Origin of the sequence: Amycolatopsis sp. CA-161197 (assembly GCF_050942255.1) — a bacterium.
Classification (GTDB): Bacteria; Actinomycetota; Actinomycetes; order Mycobacteriales; family Pseudonocardiaceae; genus Amycolatopsis.
The window spans coordinates 106,049-127,576 of the sequence record NZ_CP192059.1 but is presented as its reverse complement, the minus strand read 5'-3'; the positions used below and the strand labels follow the sequence as shown (position 1 = coordinate 127,576).

General features: G+C 71.1%; 24 protein-coding genes and 1 pseudogene. 8 read left to right on the top strand and 17 right to left on the bottom strand.

Annotated elements, in window-relative coordinates; translation table 11 throughout:
* The first annotated feature begins 34 nt into the window (after nt 1-34).
* Nucleotides 35-1,462: an MFS transporter gene (locus ACQPXB_RS00655; RefSeq protein WP_432849098.1), complete on the top strand. Its 1,428-nt coding sequence runs from the start codon at nt 35-37 to the stop codon at nt 1,460-1,462.
* 4 nt (nt 1,463-1,466) lie between these two features.
* Here ACQPXB_RS00655 and ACQPXB_RS00650 read toward each other — a convergent pair whose 3' ends face one another.
* The 3 genes from ACQPXB_RS00650 to ACQPXB_RS00640 are packed head-to-tail and all read right to left on the bottom strand — an operon-like array spanning nt 1,467 to nt 3,312.
* Nucleotides 1,467-1,862 (bottom strand): hypothetical protein, encoded by a 396-nt coding sequence (locus tag ACQPXB_RS00650; protein ID WP_366577026.1) that lies wholly within the window; start codon nt 1,860-1,862, stop codon nt 1,467-1,469.
* 51 nt (nt 1,863-1,913) lie between these two features.
* Nucleotides 1,914-2,801 (bottom strand): VOC family protein, encoded by an 888-nt coding sequence (locus ACQPXB_RS00645; RefSeq protein WP_432849097.1) that lies wholly within the window; start codon nt 2,799-2,801, stop codon nt 1,914-1,916.
* Complete coding sequence (locus ACQPXB_RS00640) at nt 2,794-3,312, bottom strand: RNA polymerase sigma factor (protein WP_366577022.1); 519 nt, start codon at nt 3,310-3,312, stop codon at nt 2,794-2,796. The genes ACQPXB_RS00645 and ACQPXB_RS00640 overlap by 8 nt, the downstream gene beginning before the upstream one ends.
* A 127-nt stretch (nt 3,313-3,439) precedes the next feature.
* On the opposite strand from ACQPXB_RS00640, the gene ACQPXB_RS00635 reads away from it, so the two are divergent.
* Nucleotides 3,440-4,354 carry an EamA family transporter gene (locus ACQPXB_RS00635; protein WP_432849096.1) on the top strand — a complete coding sequence of 305 codons (915 nt, stop codon included), beginning with the start codon at nt 3,440-3,442 and terminating at the stop codon, nt 4,352-4,354.
* Here ACQPXB_RS00635 and ACQPXB_RS00630 read toward each other — a convergent pair.
* Nucleotides 4,344-4,463: pseudogene (locus ACQPXB_RS00630) on the bottom strand (VOC family protein); the annotation flags it as partial. The gene ACQPXB_RS00635 and the pseudogene ACQPXB_RS00630 sit on opposite strands and share 11 nt — an antisense overlap.
* Nucleotides 4,464-4,846: 383 nt before the next feature.
* Nucleotides 4,847-6,157: a UDP-glucose dehydrogenase family protein gene (locus ACQPXB_RS00625; RefSeq protein WP_432849095.1), complete on the bottom strand. Its 1,311-nt coding sequence runs from the start codon at nt 6,155-6,157 to the stop codon at nt 4,847-4,849.
* A gap of 180 nt (nt 6,158-6,337) precedes the next feature.
* On the opposite strand from ACQPXB_RS00625, the gene ACQPXB_RS00620 reads away from it, so the two are divergent.
* Entirely contained in the window at nt 6,338-7,096 is a 759-nt protein-coding gene (locus tag ACQPXB_RS00620) for an SDR family NAD(P)-dependent oxidoreductase (protein ID WP_360598662.1), read from the top strand.
* A 48-nt stretch (nt 7,097-7,144) separates the two neighbouring features.
* On the opposite strand, the gene ACQPXB_RS00615 is transcribed toward ACQPXB_RS00620, so the two are convergent.
* The 6 genes from ACQPXB_RS00615 to ACQPXB_RS00590 all read right to left on the bottom strand — a co-directional run bounded on the left by ACQPXB_RS00615 (nt 7,145) and on the right by ACQPXB_RS00590 (nt 12,978).
* The gene (locus ACQPXB_RS00615; RefSeq protein WP_432849094.1) at nt 7,145-7,822 is read right to left on the bottom strand and encodes a class I SAM-dependent methyltransferase; all 678 of its coding nucleotides are present in this window, start codon (nt 7,820-7,822) and stop codon (nt 7,145-7,147) included.
* Nucleotides 7,823-7,983: 161 nt separating this feature from the next.
* Nucleotides 7,984-8,622 (bottom strand): helix-turn-helix transcriptional regulator, encoded by a 639-nt coding sequence (locus ACQPXB_RS00610; RefSeq protein WP_432857200.1) that lies wholly within the window; start codon nt 8,620-8,622, stop codon nt 7,984-7,986.
* A gap of 70 nt (nt 8,623-8,692) precedes the next feature.
* A complete protein-coding gene (locus ACQPXB_RS00605; protein WP_432849093.1) occupies nt 8,693-9,823 on the bottom strand; it encodes a hypothetical protein in 1,131 nt (376 codons plus the stop codon).
* On the bottom strand, nt 9,820-10,332 hold the full coding sequence (locus ACQPXB_RS00600; protein WP_432849092.1) for a sigma-70 family RNA polymerase sigma factor: 513 nt from the start codon (nt 10,330-10,332) through the stop codon (nt 9,820-9,822). Before ACQPXB_RS00600 ends, ACQPXB_RS00605 begins: the two co-directional genes overlap by 4 nt.
* A gap of 86 nt (nt 10,333-10,418) precedes the next feature.
* Entirely contained in the window at nt 10,419-11,264 is an 846-nt protein-coding gene (locus tag ACQPXB_RS00595; RefSeq protein WP_432849091.1) for a GNAT family N-acetyltransferase, read from the bottom strand.
* 31 nt (nt 11,265-11,295) lie between these two features.
* Complete coding sequence (locus ACQPXB_RS00590; protein WP_432849090.1) at nt 11,296-12,978, bottom strand: TM0106 family RecB-like putative nuclease; 1,683 nt, start codon at nt 12,976-12,978, stop codon at nt 11,296-11,298.
* A gap of 115 nt (nt 12,979-13,093) precedes the next feature.
* Between ACQPXB_RS00590 and ACQPXB_RS00585 the strand changes: the two genes are divergently transcribed.
* Nucleotides 13,094-13,558: a DUF6474 family protein gene (locus ACQPXB_RS00585; protein ID WP_366586099.1), complete on the top strand. Its 465-nt coding sequence runs from the start codon at nt 13,094-13,096 to the stop codon at nt 13,556-13,558.
* Nucleotides 13,559-13,623: 65 nt separating this feature from the next.
* On the opposite strand, the gene ACQPXB_RS00580 is transcribed toward ACQPXB_RS00585, so the two are convergent.
* The 6 genes from ACQPXB_RS00580 to ACQPXB_RS00555 all read right to left on the bottom strand — a co-directional run bounded on the left by ACQPXB_RS00580 (nt 13,624) and on the right by ACQPXB_RS00555 (nt 18,227).
* Nucleotides 13,624-13,959 (bottom strand): winged helix-turn-helix transcriptional regulator, encoded by a 336-nt coding sequence (locus ACQPXB_RS00580; protein ID WP_366586097.1) that lies wholly within the window; start codon nt 13,957-13,959, stop codon nt 13,624-13,626.
* A 10-nt stretch (nt 13,960-13,969) separates the two neighbouring features.
* Nucleotides 13,970-14,539, bottom strand: a complete 570-nt coding sequence (locus ACQPXB_RS00575; RefSeq protein ID WP_366586095.1) for an NADPH-dependent FMN reductase — start codon at nt 14,537-14,539, stop codon at nt 13,970-13,972.
* A 98-nt stretch (nt 14,540-14,637) separates the two neighbouring features.
* Nucleotides 14,638-15,609 (bottom strand): glycine betaine ABC transporter substrate-binding protein, encoded by a 972-nt coding sequence (locus ACQPXB_RS00570; RefSeq protein ID WP_386943742.1) that lies wholly within the window; start codon nt 15,607-15,609, stop codon nt 14,638-14,640.
* On the bottom strand, nt 15,609-16,388 hold the full coding sequence (locus ACQPXB_RS00565) for an ABC transporter permease (protein WP_386943744.1): 780 nt from the start codon (nt 16,386-16,388) through the stop codon (nt 15,609-15,611). The genes ACQPXB_RS00570 and ACQPXB_RS00565 overlap by 1 nt, the downstream gene beginning before the upstream one ends.
* Nucleotides 16,385-17,587, bottom strand: coding sequence for an ABC transporter ATP-binding protein (locus ACQPXB_RS00560; RefSeq protein WP_432849089.1), 1,203 nt, complete (start codon nt 17,585-17,587; stop codon nt 16,385-16,387). Before ACQPXB_RS00560 ends, ACQPXB_RS00565 begins: the two co-directional genes overlap by 4 nt.
* Nucleotides 17,580-18,227: an ABC transporter permease gene (locus tag ACQPXB_RS00555; protein WP_220245499.1), complete on the bottom strand. Its 648-nt coding sequence runs from the start codon at nt 18,225-18,227 to the stop codon at nt 17,580-17,582. Before ACQPXB_RS00555 ends, ACQPXB_RS00560 begins: the two co-directional genes overlap by 8 nt.
* Nucleotides 18,228-18,573: 346 nt before the next feature.
* Between ACQPXB_RS00555 and ACQPXB_RS00550 the strand changes: the two genes are divergently transcribed.
* The 4 genes from ACQPXB_RS00550 (at nt 18,574) to ACQPXB_RS00535 (ending at nt 21,489) form a co-directional block, all read left to right on the top strand.
* Nucleotides 18,574-19,068, top strand: a complete 495-nt coding sequence (locus ACQPXB_RS00550) for a hypothetical protein (RefSeq protein WP_432857197.1) — start codon at nt 18,574-18,576, stop codon at nt 19,066-19,068.
* 76 nt (nt 19,069-19,144) lie between these two features.
* Entirely contained in the window at nt 19,145-19,894 is a 750-nt protein-coding gene (locus ACQPXB_RS00545; RefSeq protein WP_432849088.1) for a YcnI family copper-binding membrane protein, read from the top strand.
* Nucleotides 19,895-20,464 carry a copper resistance CopC family protein gene (locus tag ACQPXB_RS00540; RefSeq protein ID WP_432849087.1) on the top strand — a complete coding sequence of 190 codons (570 nt, stop codon included), beginning with the start codon at nt 19,895-19,897 and terminating at the stop codon, nt 20,462-20,464. It begins immediately after the preceding gene.
* On the top strand, nt 20,461-21,489 hold the full coding sequence (locus tag ACQPXB_RS00535) for a copper resistance D family protein (protein ID WP_432849086.1): 1,029 nt from the start codon (nt 20,461-20,463) through the stop codon (nt 21,487-21,489). The genes ACQPXB_RS00540 and ACQPXB_RS00535 overlap by 4 nt, the downstream gene beginning before the upstream one ends.
* The last annotated feature ends 39 nt before the right edge of the window (nt 21,490-21,528 follow it).

The following is a 21,528-nucleotide window of genomic DNA, read 5'->3' as shown; positions in this document are numbered from 1 at the left end:
GTACCAGTTTCAAAAGCGTCGGAGCGTGGTAGTCATGACGACAACCACCACGCCGGTGCACACCACCGGCGTGCCGACGAGACCGGCACTCACCTCCGCCGGCCTGGTCACCGTGCTGCTGGGGGCGGCACTGCCGATCATCGACTTCTTCATCGTCAACGTCGCCCTCCCCACCATCGATGCCGACCTGCACGCCTCGACCGCGACCCTGGAACTGGTGGTGGCCGCGTACGGCATCGCCTACGCCGTGCTGCTGGTCCTCGGCGGCCGGCTCGGCGACGCGTTCGGCCGCCGCCGGCTGTTCCTGCTGGGGCTCACGCTGTTCACGCTGACGTCGCTGGTCTGCGGCCTCGCCCCGAACGCGACGACGCTCGTGCTGGCGCGCGCGGCGCAGGGCGCGGCGTCCGCGATGCTGCTGCCGCAGGTGCTCTCGATCATCCAGGCCGGCACGACCGGCGAACACCGCTCCCGCGCGCTCGGCTTCTACGGCGCGACGGGCGGCATCGCCACCGTCGTCGGCCAGCTGCTGGGCGGCGCTTTGGTGGCCGCCGACCTGTGGGGCACGAGCTGGCGGCCGATCTTCCTGGTCAACGTGCCGATCGGCCTCATCGGGCTGGTGGTCGCGCGCCGCACGGTGCCCGACAGCCGCGCGGAGAACCCGCTCGGCGTCGACCGCTGGGGCACGGCCCTGCTCGCCGCGTCGCTCCTTACGCTGCTCGTGCCGCTGATGGAAGGCGGCGCGCTCGGCTGGCCGTGGTGGACGATCGTGCTGCTGGTGCTGTTCCCGTTCGCCGTGCTGGCCTTCGCCCGCGTCGAGACCCGGCTGGAGTCGCGCGGCGGGATGCCGCTGCTGCCACCGGCGCTGCTGCGCACGGCCAACGTGCGCCACGGCCTGGTTGTGGCGGTGCCGTTCTTCTGCGGCTTCGGGTCCTTCATGTTCGTCTACGCCGTGACCCTGCAGGACGGCCTGCACCTCGGCCCGCTCGGCTCGGGGCTCGTGCTGACGCCGATGGCCGTGGCGTACTTCGTGACGTCGCTGGTCAGCAGCCACCTCGTCGCGCGCTTCGGTCAGAAGGTGGTACTCGCCGGTGGCGTGATCGCGGCGTTCGGCCTGCTCGTGCTCGCGGGCTCGGCGCTGTGGGCGTGGCCGGACCTCACGCTGTGGGAGCTGGCGCCCGCCATGGTCCTCATCGGGATCGGCAACGGCCTGGCGATGACCACGCTGTTCCGCATCGTCCTGTCCCGCGTGCCCCACGACCTCGCCGGCATCGGTGGCGGCGTCATGACCACGACCCAGCAGACGTCGCTGGCCCTCGGGGTGGCCGTGTTCGGCAGCCTGTTCGCGGGCCTGAGCACGGGGTCGATGGGCTACGAGGGGGCGTTCGTGCTGGTCATGGCGCTGCTGGCCGCGGTCGCGTTGCTCGTGGTGGTGCTGGCGCGGAAGCTGCCGGACCCGCGGTGAACGCTCAGCCCGGGAGCGACGACCAACCGCCGCCCCGGGCGAGCAGCGTTCGGACCGCCTCGGCGTGTTCGGCGAAGCTCGCGAGGTCGCCGTGGAGCAACGCGGCGCGCTCGGCGTCCAGCGGGACCGTGTCGTCGCGCCAGAGTTCGAGGGTCCAGTTGGCGGCGAGGAACATCGAGCGCACCAGGCCGATGATCCCGGCGCTGTCGGGGCCGCCGCTGCGGCGATAGGCCTCGAGGATCTCGTTGCAAGTGGCGAACAGCCGCGTCAGCCCGGTGACGGCCTCGGCGGGCGTGCCGTCCCAGTCCGGCCCTGGCCACGTGCAGGAGCCCAGCTCCAGCCACAGCCGCCAGCCCGCGGTCAGCTCAGCTTCGTTGCACGGAGTCCAGTGCCCGGCCATGGTTCGAGTGTGCGCCCGGGGGCGCGGGAGCCGCCGGGGTCATGGGGTTTCTCACTCGGCCGGCTGTTCCCAGAGCCAGAACTCGATGCCCTGGTCGTCGACGCAGTCGGCGGTCGTGCCGTACGGGTGGTGCTCCACCTCACCGGCCGTGCCGCCGTGGTCGCGGACGCGGGCCAGGGCCGCTTCGAGGTCGTCCACGGCGTACATCAGCTTCCAGCCGACCTGCCGGCCCGGGCCGCCCCACAGCCCACCTTCGAGGCCGGGCCCTTCGAAGCGCCAGGCACCCGGCACGGAGCCGGGCGCGAACTGCCAGCCGACGACGCCGCCGTAGAACGCCTTCGCCCGTTCGTCGTCGGGCACCTGGAACGTGAAGTACATGGCCGCACCGTGGCGGGTGGGCTTCGCGGCGTGCTTGGTCGTCTGCCCGGCCTGCGCGACGAGCCAGCGCTGGCCGTACGGGTCCTTGATCGTGCCGGCGAGCCCGTAGCCGCGGTCCTCGACCGGACGAAGCAGCTCACCGCCCAGCTCCACGGCGCGGCGGGCCGACGCGCGGACGTCGGGCACCTCCACGCGGATCAACGGCCCGCCCTCGGGCGCGACGACGTTGCCCAGCTCGGGGAACTCCTCCGCGAGCATCAGCACGCTGTCGCCGATGGCCAGCTCGGCGTGCCCGACGCGGCCGTCGTCCATCACGATCGGATCGGAGCGTCGCCGCGCGCCGAAGACCTCGACGTAGAAGTCCAGCGCGGCCCGGGCATCGGTGACGACGAGGTAGGGCGCGAGCGCGCGCACGGCGGCGTCGGCAGGGGTTTCGGTGGTGGTCATCTCGGCTCCGTTCAGAATGAGGCGCCGCAGGTTGTCCCGCAGCTCCCTGGCGAACGCCGGGTCCGGGTCGACCGGCGTCGGGGGCAGGCGAAGCGCGTCGAACGGTTCAGTCATCGCGGCCCCCTTTCTCCTCATAGCTGTGGCGGAACGCGGCCTTGGCGCGAGTCAGCAACGCTTCGGTGGCGTTGAGCGTGCGGCCGAGGCAGGCGGCGACGTCGCCGACCGGCAGGCCGTCGACGTACCGCAGCGTGAGCACGGCCCGGTGGTGCGCGCCGAGCGACTCGAGCACCTGGCGTGCGCGCAACGCGTCGAGCTCGGTGTCCCACGGATCGTGGGTGTCGGGCTCGTGCACCAGCCGCAGCCCGCGTTCCTCCCGGGCCTTGCGGCGCCAGTGGTCGGCCAGCTTGTGCCGCGCCACCCCGATCAGCCACCCGGTGCTCACCGGCGGCGCGCCCCCTTTGCGGCACGCGGCCACGGCCCCCAGGAACGTCTCCGACGTCAGCTCCTCGGCCAGCACGCGGTCGCCGCAGCGCGCGAGCAGGTACCCATAGACCTCCGGCAGCGCGGACTCGTACAGCCCGAGCAGCGCGAAAGCCGGGTCCGGTCTCACCCGCGGTTCCGTCACACCCACATCGTCGTCCGGCGGCGGCGTTTTCCGTCGGGTGAATTTCGGGCCGCCGGAAAATCGTTGGTCGGCTGGCGCGGCGGGCGGCGACACTGCGGTCATGACCGGGCGAGGAAGAGCGACAGGGTTGAGTCTCACTTCGTGGGTGCTGTTCGCCGGGTCCGGGCCGGTGGCGAAGGCCGTGATGGGCACAGGCTGGTCACCGGCCGCGGTCACGGCGGTGCGCATCGCGCTGGCGGCTGTGGTGCTCGTGCCCGGCGTCGCACTGGTACGGCCGCGGGCGTTGCGCTTCCGCGGGTCCGACGTGTGGCTGGTGCTCGGCTACGGCGTGCTCGGCGTGGCCGGGGTGCAGCTGTGTTTCTTCGTGGCCGTGGACCGTGTGCCGGTCGGGGTGGCGATGGTGCTGGTGAACCTCGCGCCCGCGTTGGTCGCCCTGTGGGTCCGCGTGGTGCGGCGCGAACGGCTGCCGGCGCTGGTGTGGGTCGGGACCGCGCTCGGCGTGGCCGGGCTCGCGCTCGTCGCGCAGATCTGGCAGGGCGGCCGGCTCGACACACTCGGCATCGCCGCCGGCGTGGGCGCGGCCGTGTGCTCGGCGGGCTACTTCCTCCTCGGCGAACGCGGCGCCGGCCGCCACGACTCGGTGGGCCTCACCGCGGTCGGGCTGGCGATCGGCGCCGTGGTGGTCGGCGCCGTCAGTCCACCTTGGACGGTCGCGCCGGCGGCGGTCACCCGGACGGCCACGCTCGGCAGCCTGCACGTGCCCGTGTGGCTGGCGCTGCTGGTGCTGGCCGTGGCCGGCACGGTGCTGCCCTACCTGGCCGGGCTGCGCGCGTTGCGCGATCTGCCCCCGGCCCTGGCAAGCGTGCTGGCCCTGGTGGAACCCCTCGTCGTCGCGGGCCTGGCCTGGCTGTGGCTCGGTGAAACCCTCGGCGCGACCCAACTGGCGGGCGCGGTGGTGTTGCTCGCGGGGGCGGTGCTGGTGCAGGTGGCCGGATCCCGCAGCCCGGAAGACGTACGGGATCCGGCGACCGTCACCAGCTAGCGGGGCGGCGGCGGTCCGGCTCGTAGGGCTGCGTGATCACTTCCATGCCGTTGCCGCCCGGGTCGAGGAAGTAGACGCCGCGGCCGCCGTGGTTGTGGTTGATCTCGCCGGCCGGACCGACGTGGTCGCGGTTTTTCCTTGAGGTGTGGGGAAAACGCACCGAACGCGGTCTCGGGGAACGGAAGCAGCAGTGCTGCCGCCGAATGACGGCTGGGGGCACGGGACTCTTCCGCCAGTGACCTGTGCCCAGCCCGGCGGGGAGCGACAAAACCCCCGCCCTCCCTAGGGATGCGTCCCTTTTCCAGTCTACTCGAGGGCATGGGCTGAAAACTTGTGTCGAGAAATCTGTGGACAACTGCAAGTGGGCAGGCCGGGATGTGGATAACTAGTGGATCGAGCCAACGGAAGCCGCGGAGAAGTGCTAGTCCGGACTGTGCGTCGGCAAGTGCCGGCGCACAGTCCGGCGAATGGCGAGGATGAGTAAGGCAGGGGCTAGGAAACCGTCACGCGCTTTCGGCCCGCCGCGCGCGGGCGGCCGACGCCCTGCCACGACAGGCCCGCGTCGATGACCGTGCGCGGGTCGAGGAGGTTGCGGGTGTCGACGACGTCGTCGCCCTCCATGGCGTCGGCCATGATGGTCCAGTCGAGGTGCTTGAACTCGCCCCACTCGGTGAGGACGACGATCACGTCGGCGTCCTTCGCGACCTGGTACGGGTCGTCGACCACGGTCATGCCGTCGATGGCGCCGTCGACGGCCGGGTCGTAGGCGGTGATCTCCGCGCCCAGCGCGCCGAGCACCGAGGAGACGGCGAGGGCGGGCGAGTCTCGCAGGTCGTTGGTGCCGGCCTTGAACGCCAGGCCCAGCACGCCGATCCGCGCGCCGGCGAGGGTGCCGCCGCAGGCGCCGGCGATCTTCGCGACGATGCGGTCGCGCTGGGCGATGTTCTCGTCGATGGCCGAGGTGAGCATGCGGAAGTCGTAGTTCACCGACTCCGCGACCTTCACCAGCGCGCTGGTGTCCTTGGGCAGGCACGAGCCGCCCCAGCCCGGGCCGGGCTTGAGGAACGTGCGGCCGATGCGCCGGTCGTAGCCCATTCCTTCGGTCACCAAGTCGATGTCGGCGCCGAGGCGCTCGCACAGCTCGGCGATCGAGTTCACATAGGACAGTTTCAGCGCCAGGAAGCAGTTGGCCGCGTACTTCACGAGCTCCGCGCTCGCCGCGTCGGCGACGACGACCGGGGCGCCGAGGTCCGCGTAGAGGTCACCGACCCAGCGCGCCGCGCCGGGGGTGTCGGAGCCGACCACGATGCGGTCGGGGTTGAGGAAGTCCGAAACCGCCGTGCCTTCCCGCAGGAACTCCGGATTGGACACGATCGGGACGTCTTCGCGGCCGAGCATCGCGCGGATGCGCCGCGACGTGCCCACGGGCACGGTCGACTTGGTGATCAGCGCGCAGCCGGCGGGCAGCACGTCGCCGATCTCGGCGGTCACCGCCTCCACCGCGCGCAGGTCCGCGGAACCGCCGGCGCCCATCGGCGTCGGCACGCACAGGAAGACACCGTCCGCCTCCTGCACGGCTTTGCGCGCGCCGACGACGAACGACAGCCGCCCGCCCGCGATGCCACCGGTGACCAGTTCGGCCAGCCCCGGTTCGAGAATGTCCACTCTGCCGGCGGTGAGGCGAGAGACCTTCGCCTCGTCCACGTCCACGCAGGTGACGCGATGCCCCAGGCTCGCGAGACATGCCCCCGTGGTCAATCCGACGTACCCCGTCCCCACCACCACGATCCGAGCTGCGCTCATGATGCCGAAGGTGACATTCGGAGTTGAAGCGGGCGCTAACGGAAAACGGCGGGGCCGAATACTCCACGCGAGAAGTGAAGAACGGCCTCGCGTGAGGCAGCACACCCGGCGCCGGTGCGAACGAGCGTTAACCTGTCGCTACGGTGCAGGGCCGCACCACGAGCAGCAGAAAGGCTGAAGATGCAGATCACCGACACCGCAGCGCTCGTCACGGGTGGTGCTTCCGGCCTCGGCGGCGCCACCGCCAAGGCGCTGGCCGCCAAGGGCGCGCGCGTCTTCGCGCTCGACCTCGCCGCGTCGATCGAGAAGGCGGAACAGGTCGACGGCGTCACCTACGTCGAGGCCGACGTCACCGACCCCGACCAGGTCCAGGCCGCCGTCGACACCGCGGCCGGCTCGGGCGTGCCGCTGCGCACGGTCGTGAACTGCGCCGGCATCGGCCCCTCGGCCCGCATCCTGTCGAAGAAGGGCCGCCACGACCTCGCGCTCTACGCGAAGGTCGTGCAGATCAACCTCATCGGCACCTTCAACGTGCTCACCATCGCCGCCGAGGCCATCGCCAAGACCGAGCCGCTGACCGACGACGCCCGCGGCGTCATCATCAACACCGCCTCCGTCGCGGCCTACGACGGCCAGATCGGCCAGGTCGCCTACTCGTCGTCGAAGGGCGGCGTCGTCGGCCTCACGCTGCCGGCCGCGCGCGACCTCGCGTCGCAGGGCATCCGCGTGCTGACGATCGCGCCGGGCATCGTCGACACCCCGATGCTGGCGACGGTCAGCGACGAGTTCCGCGCGGGCCTCGCCGCCGGCGTGCCGTTCCCGAAGCGCCTGGCGCGCCCGGACGAGTACGCGCAGCTCGCCCTCTCCCTGATCGACCACGACTACCTCAACGGCGAAGTCGTCCGCATGGACGGCGCGCTGCGCATGGCCCCGCGCTGATGCTCCCCGGCGGTCTGGACCACGCGCGTGGTCCAGACCGCCCCGGCGTCACCCCTTCGTCAGCCGCGCTTCGAGCCCGATGCCGTCGGTGGTGATGCGGCAGGAACCGAAGCGACTCTCGCGCGCCAGCGTCTCGAACTGCTCCGGCGTGTACGCGCGCTTGCGCAGCTGCCCGAGTGTCCACTTTGTCGTGAGCGCACCCACGGGCCCCAGGTTCATCCCAGCCACCTCGGCGGCAATGTCCTCCGAGGTGGCCGTCTTGCGCAGGTCCTGCACCAGCGCCACCCCGCCCGGCCGCAGCACGCGCCACATCTCGTCGAGCGCGTCGACCGGGTCGGCGAAGTTCTTGAACGCCGCCTGCGTGATCAGGAAATCGAACGACTCCGCCGCGAACGGCATCGCCGCGACGTCGCCGTGCACGAACTCCGCCGCGACCCCCTGCTCACGCGCGTACTGGCTCGCCAGGGACACGAACGTGCGGCTCACGTCCAGCCCCGTGACCGCGAAGCCGAGCCGCGCCAGCTCGACCGCGTGGAAGCCGGGCCCGGGTGCCACCTCCAGAACGTCGGCGCCACCGGGCAGCTGCTTGGCCAGCTCCGCCGCCGACGAGCGGTAGAACGCCAGCTGCGGCGCCGTTCCGCGACCGCGCGCGTACGCCCGCGCAACCGGCCCTTCCATCTCCGGCACGAGCTTGGTCCGGTGCCGTTTGACCTCGGTGTTCGTCATGATCGCACTCCAGTTCGGTGAGTCGGCCGAACCGCTCCGGGGAGTGCGGGCCCGTATCCTGTGATCGCAGCCTGAAGATCGGGTCCGCTGCCGCGGAACCGGTTCGAGGGTTTCCCCGGCCCCGGTGGCGGTGTGCCAGCACTGCCTCCGGGGCCGGCTTTCTACTCCTGGCCGCCTTCGACGAAAGCGGTCAAGTCTTCCGGCAGTTCGCCGGTCTCGCGGTAGTGCCGCCACTCGGCGACGCCCGGCAGCGCACTCGTGGCCAGGTCGTCACGCAGTCCGCGCACCCAGTCGATCTCGGCGCGCAGCAGCACCAGCTCGTATTCGCCTTCGACGAGGAACAGCCGCGGCACCTCGGTGCGCAACGCGTCGAGCGCCGCCACCCGCTCGGCGAGGCGCTTTTCCAGCGCGGTGAGCCGTTTCGTCAGCAGGTCCGCCACCTCGTCCGGGCCGAGCGAAGCCATGATCGACAGCCCGGCCTGGAACTTCGTCGGTTCGAGGTCCGGCTCGCCGAGCAGCTCGGCCACCCAGTCCTCCAGCTCGGCGCGGCCGGCGTCGGTGAGGCGGTAGATCGTGCGCTCGGGCCGCGCGCCGTCGCGGACGCTCTCCACGGTGGCGACGAAGCCGTGCTTCTCCAGGTTGCCGACGACCGTGTAGAGCGAGCCCCACTTGATCTTCATGTCGGCGTCCTTGCCGCGTTCGCGCAGCACGGAGGCCATTTCGTAGGGGTGCATCGGCCGCTCGACCAGGGCCGACAGCACGGCCAGCCCCAGCATGTTCCCGACCTTGCGCCGCTTCACGGTCACCACTTCCTCGTCTACGAGTATTCGCAGACGAGTATAGGCACAGCCGGCCGGTGATCGCCAGGGTTCAGCGGTGGATCAGCAGCACCGAGGACTGATCGGGCGGCAGGGGGACGGCGCGCTGCAGCAGCCAAGACCCGTCTCTGCCGGCATGGACCGTGCCCAGCGCGACCACGGCGGCCGAGCGGCCGAACCCGGTCAGCACGATCCGATCGCCTTCGTGCAGCGCGCCCGCAGCGGCCGGGATGACGGTCGTCGGGCCACCGGTGCCGATCACCGTCACGGACTCGCCGGACGCCGCCACCGTGCGCAGACCCCAGGGTCCCGACAGCTCGTCCGGGTTCGACTTCAAGAGCGCGAAGTCGTCGAGCCCGGTGGTGATCACGCCGACGAACCCGGCCTGCGTCGCGACCACGTCGCCGGGCTTCGCATCGACACCGGAGATGCCGAACTGTGCCGCGGCCCCTGCGCGCACGACGGTCCCCGTCGAGACCGCCGGGTCGTGCGCCGAGCTGGTGAGCGTGCCGAAGACGGGGTGCTGCGGGTTTCCGGTGGCCAGCGAGGTGTTCCACGCGGCCGCGGTGGGTGGGAGCTTCGCGGTCGCGAGGCCGTCGGCCACCTGGGTCTCGCCGGAGGTGAACCTCGCCGTGTCCACTTGCGGAGCCGTCACCGCGACGCCCGTGGCCGGGCCGCCGTCCGGCGCCGAAGCGACAAAGCCGTACGCCGGAGCCGTGAGCTGTGCCGAAGGGACGGTCAGCTGCGCCTGAACCCGCAGCTCAGGCCCAGTGAGGAACGCCAGCCGGACGCCGCCGTCGCGCTCCTGGCTGCGGAGCACGACGATCGGGCCCACCTCCGGCCGGCTCCCCGCGAACACCACCTGCGCCGCCGGCCCACCCCAGCCCCACCGCGCGCGCTCGATCAAGTCCACGTTCCCGGCCAGCGACCCCCGCGCGGGCCACTGCGTCACCGGCACGGCCTGGACCTGCGACGACGTGGTCTGCGTGGTGACGACCGTCGCCGCACCCAGGGCGAGCATCACCGCGGCGGCCGCGGCGCCGACGAGTGTCCACTGCCGTCGCCGTGACCGCGTCCTCAGCACCCGCCGTGCCATCCGAGCCGCGTCCCCGGGCTCCGGCGCCGTCAGCGCGGTCTCGCCGAGCTCCCGGCGAACGGTGTCGGTGAATTCCTGCTGCCTCAACGCGGTCCCCTCCCGCTCGCCGCCGGACTCGGCTCGTGCGTGGTCTCCCACAGCTCCCGCAGCCGGGCCAGCCCGCGCGCCGTCGACGACTTCACCGTCCCGACGCCGCAACCCAGCAGCCGAGCGGTCTCCGCCTCGCCGAGGTCCAGGTAGAACCGCGCCGCCAGCACCGCCCGCATCCGCGGCGGCAGCTGCCACAGCAGCGCGACCATCTCCGACCGGCCCGCCGACACCGCGAATGCGTCTCCCCCGGCCTCGACGTCTGCCCCGGCGATCGGCATCAGCCGCTCGCGTCGGCGACGGTCGCGGCGAGCGAGGAAAACACGGAACAACGCCTGCCGCGCGTAGGCGCGTTCGTGCTCGATGTCCGCGCGGCCGACGTGCTTGACCAGCCGCAGCAGCGCGTCGTGCACCACGTCCTCGGCCTCGCCGCGGTCGCCGGTCAGCACGAGCGCGTAGCGAAACAGCTCGTCGTAGTGCTGCTCGACGAAAACCTCGAACCCGCGCACGCCCACCGCCCTCCGCTACCTGACGCCCCCTTGGATCACGGAGGACACCGGAAAGTTGCCTGGGCGGCCGAACTCGGGCCGGCGAGTCACTCGGCGGGCTGCCACACCCAGTTCTGCCGCTCGTAGGCCACCTGGAAGCCCAGGTCGAGCATGTTGTGCAGCGACGAATTGTGCTCACCCTCGGCCTCGGCACCGGTTTCGGCGACGAGCAGGCTGCAGCCCAGCTCGGCCGCGAGCCGGGCGCGGGCGGCGAGGAGCTCCGTCTGCCCGCCGCGGTTGCGGGCGTGCTCGGCGACCGCGCCGCCGAACATCTGGCCGATCTCGCCCTGCCGATACATCATCGCGGTGCCGACCATCTCGTCCTCGAGCCACACGGCGAACGGGTGGCAGTTCGGCTCGGCGGCCGACGCGGCGAACATCTCCGCGAAGTGCTCTTCGGGCATGCCGAAGACGCTCAGCATCAGCGCCGCCCACCGGTACAGGTCACCGCGTCCGACCGGCGCGATCCGGATGCCGTCGGCCGGCCTGCGCTCGTCGTCGTCGGCACGGGCCACGACCTCGTCGACGGGGGCGACGAGCTTGGCCCACGACGACGTGGTCGTCAGCCCCTCGCGCGCGCAGATCTCGGCCCAGTCGTCCGGAATCACCGACGGCGCTAGCTGCAACGTGGCGCGACGCGTGCCTGCCGCGCGGTAGAACGCGCACACCTCGGCGATCAGCTCCGCGGTGATGGGCTCCGTGCGGCCGAAGCCGAGCGCCTTGCTCCAGTAGTCCGTCGGGTCGTTGCGCACCGCCAGCACCACCGCACCGCCGAGGCGGGTGGCCGTCATGCCGAGCGCGGAACGCACCGTCTCGGGACCGCCGGTCTCGAGCTGGAACAGCGCTTCCGCCTCGGAATCCTCGATCGCCAGCGGCGGGTCGACCTTGATCACCAGGTCACCCTACTGCGCGCCGGACCGCGGATCAGATGTCGAGCATGAAAGGCACCTCGACTTGTGCCCGATCGGACATCCACTCGCGCAACGCCTTGGTGGCCAGCACGTCGTCCTCGTTGTACTGCAGGAGACGCTCGCGCTGGGTGTCGTCGGGGGTTTCGCCGTCCATGCCCACGGCGTCGCGGTACCAGCGCATCGACGCTTCGCCGCCGGCCTCCGCGTCGCGCCACTGGAAGCCCGCGACGGGGGCGATCACCTTGAGGCCCTTGCCGCGCGAGCACAGGAACTGGTCGGTGACGCTACGGAAGAGATCCACCCACTCGTCGGAGTCCACAAAGGACTGCACGTCCTTCTTCGCCGGGATCCCCGGGTGGTCGCCGAAGCGCTCGACGGAGCCGAACAGCCAGCGGTTCTCCGCCAGCGCGTTGTAGCAGTAGGCGCGGAACGTGAGCCCGGCCGCCAGCGTGCGGTCACGCACGTCGGTGAACCACGCCCAGAACTCCGCGAACGAACGCGCTTCGTCCGTGGTCGGTAAGGGCTCCCAGGTGGCGAAGGCGCGGTAGCCCTGCTCGACGCCGATGTCGGCACCCGAGAGCAGCGTGCCCCACAGGTACGCGCCGGCGTCGCCGAAGCTCTCCATGTCGACGTCGACCTCGACGTCGCCGCGCGGCACCTCGACCAGCGGCGTGCGGCGCACCACCGTGAGGTCGGCCAGCCACGCGCGCGCGAGCATGATCGCGTCGGCGAACGTGCCGCCGGTCCAGTTCATCGGCGGCACCTCGGCGGCCGGATCGAGCGCGGCCAGTTTGTCCACAGTGGACACTCCGGCGCGGCGCAGCTCGCCGGCGTCCTCGCCGCGCACGACGAGGCTGACGTCGCGGGTCTCGGTGAGCTGCGCCTCGCACGTGGGCCAGAACGGGCAGCGCCGGCACTCCAGCACGCGCGAGGGTTGAGCCAGCGGTTCGCCTTCGGTCGCGGCCGCGGTGGCGACGGCGAGCCGGTCGGCGAAGCGCGCGTCGTACTCCGCCAGCGCGCTGCGGCCGCCGGGCCAGGTGCCGGCGGTGAGGTCGTGCCAGACCACCACGTCGGCGTCGAGCCCGATGACCCCGCCGACGGCGCGGCCGGTCTCGGCGCGCCCGTACGTCTGCAGCATCCGCCGCAGGTGCGCGAGCCGAAGCTGGTCGCGCGGCTGCGAACGGACCTTGCGCGTCTCGTCCGGCGTGCGGTGCGCCGGGTCGAGGTCGGTCAGCCCGGTGGTCGGCGCACCCTGGCCGCGGTCGGTGATGCGGTGGCGCACCACGAGCACCGGCACGTATCCGGTTGCGGTGCGCACGAGCAGGTCGACGCCGCCGCGCCGGTGCCCGACCGGGTCGGCCCGCAGCAGCGGGCCCCAGATGAACCGCGCGCCCTCGGCGAAGGCCTCCTCCGTGAGCCGCACGCGGTCGGCCGAGGGCAGGTCACGCGGGATGCGCACCCAGGTCGCGCCGGCCGCCTGATGGTTCTCGGCATCAGAGCCCTCGACGTCGGTGGTCGCGTCGATGAGGCGCTGCAGGATCGCCTCGCGGTGCGCCGTCGCGTCGGCGATCCGCTGCTGCGCCGTCGGATCCGGCGGCGGCAGCGGGACGTCGCGCATCGCGGGGTCGTGCTCCAGATGCACACGACGACGGCAGCGACTGACCGCTCCGGCGTCGAGCAGCACCTCGTTACCCATGACGATCACCTTATCCGCCCCCACCGACAGAACTGCCTTTCCGTGCTGCGAGCCGACATGCCCGGCCCTGCTCGGACCAGTAAGTTCGACCCCGACGAGTAGCAGGAGGTGGGCCATGGCGCGCAAGGCCAAGCAGGACGCGGGTGAAGCTCGGATCACCCCGAAGAAGGCGAAGAACGCGATCGCGGTGGCCAAGGTGCTCGGCCCGGCCGTGATCCCGGTCGTCGCGCCGTACGCGGTGCGCGCGGCGGGCGCGGCCCGGGAGATGTACGACCGCTACCAGGCGCGCAAGCTCGGCGTCGCCGTCGACCAGCTCGGCGAGTTCTCCGGCCGCGGTGCCGCGCTGCACGCGCGGATCGCCGGTCTCGTGCAGGGGCTGGGCGAGCTCAGGAAGTCGAGCAAGGCCACCGACGCCGACGCGAAGTTCGCGACCGACACCCAGGGCACCCTCGAACAGCTGTCGGCCACGGTCCGCGCGGCCGAGCGGATGCCCGCCGCCCGGCGCAAGGCCGCGCACCGCGCGGTCGCGAGCGAGCTCGACTCCCTGGAGGAACAGCTGCTGCACCGGCTCGGCGTCTGAGCGCGAGCCGGGCCGCTCACCCGAAGTGGTGAACGGCCCGGCTTCGGCCGTTTCGACAAGCAGACTCAAGACGGCAGCGGAATCCACTTGTGCGACCACGCGACCACGGCGTCGAGGACCGGCTCCAGGTCCTGGCTCTTCGCCGTGAGGTGGTACTCGACCTGCAGCGGCGTGGCGGTGAGGACGCGCTTCTCCAGCAGGCCGTCCTCCTCCAGCTTCCGCAGCCGCTGCGTCAGCATCGTGTCGCTGATGCCGGGCACCGCGGCCTTGATCAGGGCGTAGCGGTGGTGACCGGTGAAGACCGCCCGCAGGATCGCGCCCGTCCAGCGCGTGCCGATCAGCTCGATCGCCGCGTGGAAGCGCGTGCACACGCGGTGGGCTTCCTCCGCCTGCCGGTCCACGGCCATTCCCTCAGTCGCCCGAGCGAAGCGGCGCCAGCGACGCGGTGACCCGCACCAGCTCGTCGAACATGGCCTTGGCCGAGGTCTTCACGATCTCGTTGGGCACGAACTCGCCCTCGTCGCTGATGAACTGCTGCACGAACGGCACCGACACCGCGTCGAAGACCGGGGTCATGCGCAGCGTCGTCACGACCTGCTTGATCTGCTGCACCGCGCGCGTGCCGGCCGCGACGCCGCCGTAGCTGACCAGGCCGACGGCCTTGTACTTCCACTCGTTGTGCAGGTAGTCGATGGCGTTCTTCAGCTCGGCGTTGTAGCCGTAGTTGTACTCCGGCATCACGAAGACGAACGCGTCCGCTTCGGACACCTTCGCGCTCCAGTCCTTCGTGTGCTGGTGCTCGTACTGACCGAGGCGCGGGTGCTTCGGCTCGTTGAAGAACGGCAGGTTGACCACGGCGAGGTCCACGAGCTCGACGTCGAAGCCGCCGTGCTCGATCGCCGCGGCCTCCGTCCACTTCGCCACCGGCAGGCCCACCCGGCCCGGTCGCGTGCTCGCCAGGATGATCTCAAGCTTCGGCAACGCCGTCGCCTCCTCCCGGCCCGGCAGAACGCGGGCCGCTCGACTAAGGAATCCTGAGCAACTTAGCATTCCTTAGTGAACGACCCGCGTCCGACCGGTTACTTGATGAACCCCTTGTCGAGCATCCACTGGTGCGCGACCACGCCGGCGTCCTTGCCGTCGACGTCGACCTGCTTGCACAGCTGCACCATCTGCTCGTTGTCGATCGCCGCGGTCACCTTCTCGAGCGGGCCCCGCAGCGCGGGGTGCTGGTTCAGGAAGTCCGTGCGCATCGTCACCGCGGCGTTGTACTGCGGGAACGCCTTCTTGTCGTCCTCCAGCACGCGCAGGTTGAGCCCCGAGATCCGGCCGTCGGTGGTGAACACCTCGCCGACCGGGCACGTGCCGTTGGCCACGGCTGAGTAGATCGTGCCGATGCCGAAGTTCTCGATCTTCGGGTTCTGGAAGCCGTACGCCTTGACCGCCGCCGGGAAGCCGTCCTGGCGGCTGGTGAACTCCGTCTCCAGGCAGAACCGCGCCTGGTCGGGCTTCTGCTTGAGGAAGTTCGCCAGGTCGGTGGTGGTCTTGAGGTTGTTCTGCTTGGCGTACGCCTCCGTCGTGGCGAACGCGTACTGGTCGTTGAGCGGCGAGTACTTGAGCCAGGTGATGCCGTTCTTCTCGGCGTCGGCCTTCGCGGTCGCGTCGTACTGCGCCTGCTCGCCGCCCGGCACCGGCAGCTCGTTGCCCTGGTAGTTGATCCAGCCGGTGCCGGTGTACTCCCACGTGACGTCGGTCTGGCCGTTGAGCAGCGCCTGGCGCGACGAGTTGGACCCCTTGATGTCGGTGAGGTCCACGACGTCGGCGCCGGCGGCACTCAGCGCCATCTCCGCCATGTAGCCCAGGATGATGTTCTCGGTGAAGTCCTTCGACCCCACCACCACGCGCACACCCTGCACGCCGGGGATCGGCTGGATGGAACCGGGCTGGATCGAGTACGGCACGGACGTGTTGAGGTCGAGCCCGCACGCCGAGAGCGTCCCGGCGAGCAGCGCCGCCCCCGCGAGGACGCCCGCCTTCTTGAGGACGTTCATCAGCGCAGCCCCTTCGGCCCGAAGTACTGTTCCGCGACCGCGCCCAGCCAGTCGACCAGCAGCGCCAGCGCGACGGCCAGCACTGAGCCGGTGATCAGCACCTTGGTGAGGTTGAGCTTGTAGCCGGTGTCGATCAGCAGGCCGAACCCACCGGCGTTGACGAACATCCCGAACGTCGCGGTCCCCACAGCCAGCACGAGCGACGTGCGCAGACCGGCCAGGATCAGCGGGATCGCCAGCGGGAACTCCACGCGCCACAACACGGCCGACGAGGACATCCCGATGCCGCGCCCGGCGTCGATCAGCGCCGGGTCCACCTGCTGCAGGCCCACCATCGTGTTCCGCAGCACCGGCAGCAGCGAGTAGAACGCCAGCGGCAGCGCCGCGACCCACAGCCCGCCGACGGCGCCGGTGACGATGAACCACAGCACCAGCACACCCAGCGCGGGCGCGGCCTGGCCGATGTTGGCGACTGCGAGGAAAACGGGCGCGAGGAACCGCGCCCACCGCCGCGTGACCATGACCCCGAGCGGCACGGCCACGAGCACCACGAGCACCACCACGACCAGCGTCATCGCGACGTGGTCGCGCAGCGCGGTGAGCAGCGAAGTGGCATTTAGCGTGGTCGCCTCGGTGGCGGTGACGCCGGTGCCGAACACCCAGCCGAGCGTGACCGCGACCAGCACGACCACGGCGATGGGCTGCGCGAACAGGCGGAAGCGCTCCGCGCCGCGGGAGCCGGATTCGGTGGAGAAGCCCGCTTCGACGACTGCTGTCACTGCGTCACACCCCCGACCGTCTCGTGATCGTCGGCGTGCTCGTCGCGCAGCTGCTGGATCGTGTTGATCACGGTGTCCAGCTCGATCGTGCCGGCGAACTCGCCGCGCGCGCCGGTGACCGGCACCGAGCCACCCTCGGCGAGCATGGCCTCCAGCGCGTCCTGCAGCGTCGACTGCAGGCTCACGATGTCGCGCAACGGCTTGCCCGCGTCGGCGAGCGAGGTCGCCGCGGTGAGCTGGCGCCGGTGCACCCAGCGCGTGGGACGGCGGCGCCGGTCGAGGACGAGCACGAAGTGCTTGCGCTGGTCGTCGAGCTTGCGCGCGATGTCGGCCGGGTCTTCGTCTTCGGCCGCGGTGAGCGCATCCTGCTTCAGCTCGACGTCGCGTACGCGCAGCAGGGTCAGCTGCTTGAGCGAAGCGCCGGCGCCGACGAAGCCGGCGACGGTGTCGTCGGCCGGGTTGGCGAGGATCGCGTCGGGGGTGTCGTACTGCAGGATCTTCGACCCGTTGCCGAGGACCGCGATCTTGTCGCCGAGCTTCACGGCCTCGTCGAAGTCGTGCGTGACGAACACGATCGTCTTCTTGAGTTCGGTCTGCAGCCGCAGCAGCTCGTCCTGCAGATTGCCGCGCGTGATGGGGTCCACGGCGCCGAACGGCTCGTCCATCAGCAGCACCGGCGGGTCGGCCGCGAGCGCGCGGGCCACGCCGACGCGCTGCTGCTGGCCACCGGAGAGCTGGCGCGGGAAGCGGTCGCGGAAGTCGGCCGGGTCAAGGCCGACCAGGTCCATCATCTCCTCGACGCGCGAGGAGACCTTCTTCTTGTCCCAGCCGAGCAGCCCCGGCACCACGCCGATGTTCTGCGCCACGGTGAAGTGCGGGAACAGCCCGGCCTGCTGGATCGCGTAGCCGATGCGGCGGCGCAGGGTGTCGACGTCGAGCTTCAGCGCGTCCTCGCCGCCGATCGTGATGCGCCCGGAGGTGGGCTCGATCAGCCGGTTGATCATCCGCATCGTGGTCGTCTTGCCACAGCCGGACGGGCCGACCAGGACGACGATCTTGCCGGCGGGCACCACCATCGAGAAGTCGTCGACGGCCGGCGCGCGCGTGCCCGGATAGCGTTTGGTGACGTGTTCCAGTTCGATTTCGGCGCCGGAGACATGGTCGTCGGCAGCGTGGTCTTCGAAAGCGTGCTCAGCCACGGAGCCCCCTCGGTACGGTCAATCGTTTGATCAGGACGTAGATGGCGTCGAGCACGAGCGCGAGGATCACGACGCCGACGGTGCCCGTGAGGGCCTGGTTGAGCGAGTTGGCGCTGCCCGCGTTGGTGAGGCCCGAGAAGACCTCGGATCCGAGGCCGGGGCCCTTCGCGTAGGCCGCGATCACCGCGATGCCCATCAGCATCTGCGTCGCGACGCGCATGCCGGTGAGGATCGCGGGCCACGCCAGCCGCAGCTCGACGCGGGTGAGCACGGAGAACCGGCCCATCCCGATGCCGCGCGCGGCATCCGTCACCGCTGGGTCGACGCCCGCGAGGCCGACGATCGTGTTCCGCACGATCGGGAGCAGGCCGTAGAGCACCAGCGCGATGACCGCGGTGGTGGAGCCGAGCCCCGAGAGCGGGATCAGCAGCCCGAGGAGGGCGAAGGAGGGAACGGTCAGGATCGTGCTGGCCAGCGCCGTGGCGACAGCCGAGCCGATGGGACTGCGGTACACCGCGATGCCGATCGCCACACCCAGTACGGCGGCGAGGATCGTGCACTGCACGACCATGCTCGTGTGCAGGTACGCCTGCAGCCACAACCGGTCCCACCGGTCCGAGATGTACTCGAAGAGGTTCATGCGTATTCGTTCTCCTGCCGCTAGTGAGGAGCCCCAGACGTCACCCGTTCGGAGTAGCTCATCAACCGGGAGGGTGACTACCCAGAACGACCGCGGACCAAACCTCCTGTCTCACCGTTGGTCAGACCACCGTTTCGCATCCTGAGACGATCGGCAACCGAAGCGAGCGGCCTGGCCGGGCGGTCGTCACCTGATCGCAACGCTGCGACCAGCATTTACTTGAACGTTCACCGAGACCGTGCTCACAGGCCGGGAGCGCTCGATCACCCGCCGGAGTGCCGATAAACTGCTGTCCGTGAGCACCCGGACCCGGCACCGCGGCGCGTTGGCCGCTGCGCGCGGCGGGCTGCTCGCGGCCAGTTCGGCGTCACTCGCGGTGACCGCCCACGGCGTCGCCGACGGCGGGCTGCCCGACCCGGCGCTCACGGTCCTGCTCACCGGCCTGCTCGGCTGGACGGGCACCGCGCTCGCGGGCAAGGCCCGCGGCCGCCTCGCGACCATCGCCGTGCTCGGCGCCGGCCAGCTGGTGATGCACCTGGTGCTGACCACGCTCGCGGGCCACGACGGCCACCCGGCCGCAGGCTGGGCGAGCGGCTGGACGATGACGGCTTCACACGCCGTCGCCACGCTCATCACCGCCCTGCTGCTGGCCCGCGCCGACGCGCTGCTGCTGGCCGTGCTCCACGTGGTGCGAGCGGTCCTGCCGCTCCTCACGCCGCCGCTGCCCGTGCCCGCCGGCGCGGCCGTGGCACTCCCGCCGCGACCCGTGCGGTCCGTGGCGATCCTCGACGTCGAGCTGCGGCGCGTCCGCGGCCGGCGCGGGCCTCCTGCACTGTCCTGAACCCGATTTCCCTTTTCCCTCACCGGTGGAGCCCCCGAAGGCTCTCCACCGGATCACCCCCTGTTCAGGAGCAGTTGTGTCCCATCACGTCTTCAAGCGCGCCGGTGTGCTGGCCGCCACCGTCGGCATCACCGGCCTGCTCGGCGCCGGCATCGCGTCGGCCCACGTCACCGCCAACGTCTACGGCGCCCCGGCGACCCAGGGCGGGTACGGCGCGATCTTCTTCCGTGTTCCCAACGAGGACGCGAAGCTCGGCACCATCGGGCTCGAAGTGGACTTCAAGCCGGAGTACGGCATCGGCAGCGTGAGCACCAAGCCGATCCCGGGCTGGACCGCGCAGGTCACCAAGTCGACGCTCCCCCAGCCGGTGACCACCGCGTCGGGCACGAAGATCACCGAAGCCGTCACCAAGGTCGTCTGGACCGCCGACACCGGCACCAAGATCGGGCAGAACCAGTTCCAGGAGTTCGAGGTCAGCGCCGGCCCGCTGCCGGCGAATGTGGACCAGCTCGAGTTCCCAACCATCCAGACGTACGAGGCCGGCAAGGTGGTGTCCTGGAACGAAACCGCGACCGCCGGCGGTGAGGAGCCGGAACACCCGGCGCCCACCATCAAGCTCGCCGCCAAGAGTGGCGGGGATGAGCACGCCGGCATGACCGCGTCGACCACGAACGCCGAAACGCAGGCAGCCGCGGTCGATTCCTCCGACAGCACCGCCCGTTGGCTCGGCGGCGCCGGCCTCGTCGTCGGCGCGCTCGGGCTCGGCTTCGGCGTCGGAGCCATCACGCGCTCGCGGCGCACCGGAAACACCGAAGGAACCAAGTAAATGCGGAAAGCGCTCCTCGCGCTGGCGATGACCGGGGTGGCCCTGCTGGGCACGGCCACCCCGGCGCTGGCGCACAACGTGCTGATCAGTTCCGACCCGGCCGACGGCGCATCGCTGGCCACCGGTCCGGCGAAGGTCACGCTGACGTTCGACCAGTACGTGCAGAACGCCGACGTGAACCAGATCGCGGTGACCGGACCCGACGGGAACCAGTGGGCCGAAGGCCCGGTGACCGTGGAGAACAACGTGATCAGCGCACCGCTTCGGCCGCTCGGCCCGGCGGGCAAGTACACGGTCGGCTACCGGATCCTGTCGGCCGACGGGCACCCAGTGTCGGGCGAGATCCCGTTCACCCTCACCAAGGCGGGCTCGGGTACGCCGGCGAAGGTCGACGCGGCCAAGGCGTCCGGGGCACCGGCCGCCGGTACGTCGGCGACGTCCTCGACGTCCAGCTCGACCGGGATTCCCATCTGGGTCTGGATCGCGGGCGCGGTGGTGCTGCTCGCGATCGGGCTCACCGTCGCGCTGCGCACCGGGCGTGAGCCGAGCCAGGAGAAGACGAAGCAGTGACGAGAGCCGAGACCACCTCGACCGTCCGCTGGTCCACGCTGCTCTGCGTGGTCACGGCGGGCCTGCTGGGCGCGCTGATCGGCGTCGCGCTCACGGCGTCGGCACCCATCCCGGGTGTGGTGGAGCCCAGCGAGGTGGTCTCGGCCGCCATCCCGATCGTGCGCGTACTGATGGATCTGGCCGCGGTCGCCACGATCGGGCTTGGCCTGCTTTCGGTGATGGTCGGCTACGACCGGCCGAAGCTCACCGAGCCGATCATGCGTCGGGCGCGGCCGGCCGCCGTCGCCGCCGCGCTCATCTGGTCGGCGAGCTCGGTGGTCGCGCTGATCCTGCAGACCGCGGAGTACAAGCCGGGCAAGTCGACGCTGACCGCGAGCGACATCGGCGCGTACATCGCCGAAGTCGGCGCGGGCAAGGCGCTGGTGATCGTCGCGGTGCTGGCGCTGCTGCACGCCGGGCTCGGGTTCCTCGCGCTGCGCCAGGGCGAGAAGGTGCCGGCCGAGGTGCGCGTGGGTGTCGGCATGTTCGCGCTGCTGCCGCTGCCGGTGACCGGCCACGCGTCCAACTCGTCGTGGCACGACTACACGATGATCTCGATGGAGCTGCACGTAATGAGCGCCGTCGCCTGGTGCGGCGGCCTCGGCGCGATGATCGTGCTGCTCGCGACGAACCGCACGCTGCTGGCCCACGCGCTGCCGCGGTTCTCCAAGCTGGCGACGCTGTGCCTGGCCGTCTCGGCGGTGACCGGCGTGTTCAACGGCGCGGTCGAGATCCTGGCCAACCCGACCATCAGCTTCTGGGCGGGTGTGTTCACGACGCCGTACGGGCAGCTGGTGCTGCTGAAGATCGCGTGCACCGGGGTGATCGCGCTGCTCGCGGCCAACCTGCGCTGGCGGCTGATGCCTCAGATCGTGCGCCACAACCGCACGGCGATCGCGTCGTGGGCGACGCTCGAGCTCACGGTGATGGGGTTGGCGTTCGGCTTCGCCGTCGTGCTGACACGGGCGCCGGTCGCGGTCTCCTGAAGCCGATTTCCTCGAAATCCCACTGTTTCCCAGCCCGCT

Coding starts and splice junctions, on each gene's coding strand:
- ACQPXB_RS00585 (WP_366586099.1), top strand. CDS start 13,094: ATGGCGCGCAAGGCCAAGCAGGACGCGGGTGAAGCTCGGATCACCCCG.
- ACQPXB_RS00625 (WP_432849095.1), bottom strand. CDS start 6,157: ATGAGCGCAGCTCGGATCGTGGTGGTGGGGACGGGGTACGTCGGATTG.
- ACQPXB_RS00655 (WP_432849098.1), top strand. CDS start 35: ATGACGACAACCACCACGCCGGTGCACACCACCGGCGTGCCGACGAGA.
- ACQPXB_RS00615 (WP_432849094.1), bottom strand. CDS start 7,822: ATGACGAACACCGAGGTCAAACGGCACCGGACCAAGCTCGTGCCGGAG.
- ACQPXB_RS00570 (WP_386943742.1), bottom strand. CDS start 15,609: ATGAACGTCCTCAAGAAGGCGGGCGTCCTCGCGGGGGCGGCGCTGCTC.
- ACQPXB_RS00650 (WP_366577026.1), bottom strand. CDS start 1,862: ATGGCCGGGCACTGGACTCCGTGCAACGAAGCTGAGCTGACCGCGGGC.
- ACQPXB_RS00590 (WP_432849090.1), bottom strand. CDS start 12,978: ATGGGTAACGAGGTGCTGCTCGACGCCGGAGCGGTCAGTCGCTGCCGT.
- ACQPXB_RS00555 (WP_220245499.1), bottom strand. CDS start 18,227: ATGAACCTCTTCGAGTACATCTCGGACCGGTGGGACCGGTTGTGGCTG.
- ACQPXB_RS00540 (WP_432849087.1), top strand. CDS start 19,895: ATGCGGAAAGCGCTCCTCGCGCTGGCGATGACCGGGGTGGCCCTGCTG.
- ACQPXB_RS00620 (WP_360598662.1), top strand. CDS start 6,338: ATGCAGATCACCGACACCGCAGCGCTCGTCACGGGTGGTGCTTCCGGC.
- ACQPXB_RS00645 (WP_432849097.1), bottom strand. CDS start 2,801: ATGACTGAACCGTTCGACGCGCTTCGCCTGCCCCCGACGCCGGTCGAC.